Source organism: Streptosporangium sp. NPDC006013 (genome assembly GCF_040614275.1).
Taxonomy (GTDB): domain Bacteria; phylum Actinomycetota; class Actinomycetes; order Streptosporangiales; family Streptosporangiaceae; genus Streptosporangium.
Window position 1 is genome coordinate 1 of the sequence record NZ_JBEXUE010000812.1, and the last position, 2,583, is coordinate 2,583.

Here is a 2,583-nt window from a genome sequence, read left to right on the forward strand (position 1 = left end):
GTGTCGTTGGCGGCGGTGTGGGAGTCGTTGGGGGTGCGGGCGGATGCGGTGGTGGGGCATTCGCAGGGGGAGATCGCGGCTGCGGTGGTGGCGGGTGGGTTGTCGTTGCAGGACGGCGCGCGGGTGGTGGCGTTGCGTAGCTGGTTGATTGGGGAGCGGTTGGCGGGGTTGGGGGCGATGGTGTCGGTGGCGTTGCCGGTGGAGCGGGTGGCGGAGTATGTGGCGGCTTGGGGTGGGCGGGTGTCGGTGGCGGCGGTGAACGGTCCGAGTTCGGTGGTGGTGGCCGGTGAGGTCGCGGCGGTGGAGGAGCTGGTCGAGCGGTTGGTGGGTGAGGGGGTGCGGGTTCGGCGGATCGCGGTGGATTATGCCTCGCATTCGGCGCAGGTGGATCTGATCTCCGAGGAGCTGGCCGGGGTGCTGGCGGGGGTGGTGCCGGGGGTGGTGCGGGTGCCGATGCTGTCGACGGTGACGGGGCAGTGGGTGCAGGGGCCGGAGCTGGGGGCGGGGTATTGGTGTGAGAATCTGCGGGCCACGGTGGGGTTCGCGTCCGCGATCGGGGCGTTGCTGGAGCAGCGGTATCGGGTGTTCGTGGAGGTGAGCCCGCATCCGGTGCTGACGGTCGGTATCGGCGAATGCGTGGACCAGACCGACGCCACCACCGTGATCGCCGGGACCTTGCGCCGCGACGACGGTGGCCTGGATCGGGTGCTGGTCTCGGCGGCCGAGCTGTTCGTCCGTGGCGTGAAGGTGGACTGGCGGGCCGTACTGACCGGTGGGCGCCGGGTCGATCTGCCCACCTACGCCTTCCAGCACCAGCGGTTCTGGCCGAACGCCAGGCAGAGCGGTGATGCCCGTGTTCTGGGCCTGGCCGCGCCGAGGCATCCGCTGCTGGGTGCGGTGCTGCCTCGGGCCGACTCTGATGGGGTGGTGCTGACCGGGCGGTTGTCAACGGCGTCGCATTCGTGGCTGGCCGATTACGTGGTGGCGGGTTCGGCGCTGGTGCCGGGCAGCGCGTTCGTGGAGCTGGCGGTGCGGGCCGGTGACCAGGTCGGTTGTGACCTGGTGGAGGAGTTGACGCTGACCGCGCCGCTGGTGCTGGGCGAGGATGACGCGGTGGCGGTGCAGGTGTGGGTGGGCGCCGCGGAGGAGTCGGGTAGTCGGTCGGTGAGTGTGTACTCACGGTTGGCGGATGCGGCTGAGGAGGTGCCGTGGGTGCAGCACGCGACCGGCACGCTCGCCACGGGTAGCCAGGCCGTCGTGCCGTTCGACGCGGCGGTGTGGCCGCCGGCCGGCGCGACCGCGATCGAGCTGGAGGGGCTGTACGACGAGTTGGCCACCCGAGGGCTGGAGTACGGTCCGGCGTTCCAGGGGTTGCGGGAGGCATGGCGGCGCGATGGTGAGATCTTCGCCGAGGTGAGGTTGCCCGAGCAGGTCAGCGAGGCGGATTCGTTCGGGGTGCACCCGGCGCTGCTGGACGCGGCGCTGCACGCGGTGGTCTTCGCCGATCTGGACGGTTCCGAGGGCGGTTTGCTGCCGTTCTCCTGGGATGAGGTGTGCCTGCACGCGGGTGGGGCGTCGGTGCTGCGGGTCCGGCTGGTCAGGAGCGGCGGGGACGCGGTCGCGCTGAACGCGGTGGATGCGACGGGTGCGCCGGTGCTGTCGGCTCGGTCGGTGGTGCTGCGGCCGATTCCCGCCGAGCAGTTGGCGCTCTCCGATGGTCGCGGGGCGGGGCAGGACACGCTGTTCGGGGTGGAGTGGGCCACGGCGGGCGGGCTCCCCGAAGCCGACCGGGTGCCGGTGGCGGTGCTTGGCTTGGACGCCCTGGACCTTGCCCCCGCGTTGCGGGCGGCCGGGGACGTGGTGCCGGTGCATGCGGATCTGTCCGCGCTGGCCGAGGCGGGTCCGGTACCGGCGGTGGTGCTCGCGGAGGTGGTCTCCGATCCGGCGGCCGGGGCGGTGGAATCGGCGCATGTGCTGACCGCTCGCGTGCTGGATCTGCTGCAGCGGTGGCTGGCCGAGGAGCGGTTCGCCGATTCGCGGCTGGTGTTCGTCACTCGGGGTGCGGTCGCGTCGGGTGATGGCGAGGCGGTTACCGATCTGGGGGCCGCGGCGGTGTGGGGTCTGGTGCGTAGTGCTCAGTCGGAGAACCCGGGCCGGTTCGTGCTGGTCGACATGGACCTGGACCAGGACCAGGACCGTGCCTCGCTGTCGGGCCTGCTTGATGTGCTGCCGGGGGTGCTGGCCTCGGGTGAGCCGCAGATGGCGGTGCGCGGGGGTGAGGTGCGGGTGCCGCGCTTGGCGCGGGTGGCGCCAGGATCTGACGTTGGCGACGGGGCGGGCCGGGTCTGGGATCCGGAGGGGACGGTGTTGATCACCGGTGGTACCGGTGGTCTGGGTGCGCTGTTCGCGCGGCATGTGGTGGCCGAGCGGGGCGTACGTCATCTGCTGCTGACCAGCCGCCGGGGCCTGGACGCACCGGGCGCGCTGGAGCTGCGGGCCGAGCTGATCGCGCACGGGGTCGAGGTCACGATCGCGGCGTGCGACATGGCCTACATCGACGCTTATCGGCTGGCCGAGCGGCGG

1 protein-coding gene is annotated in these 2,583 nt (G+C 71.9%); it reads left to right on the plus strand.

What is annotated here, in order from left to right; translation table 11 throughout:
• The coding region (locus tag ABZ260_RS49840; RefSeq protein WP_355632653.1) for an acyltransferase domain-containing protein at positions 1-2,583 on the plus strand (2,583 nt) is incomplete at both ends.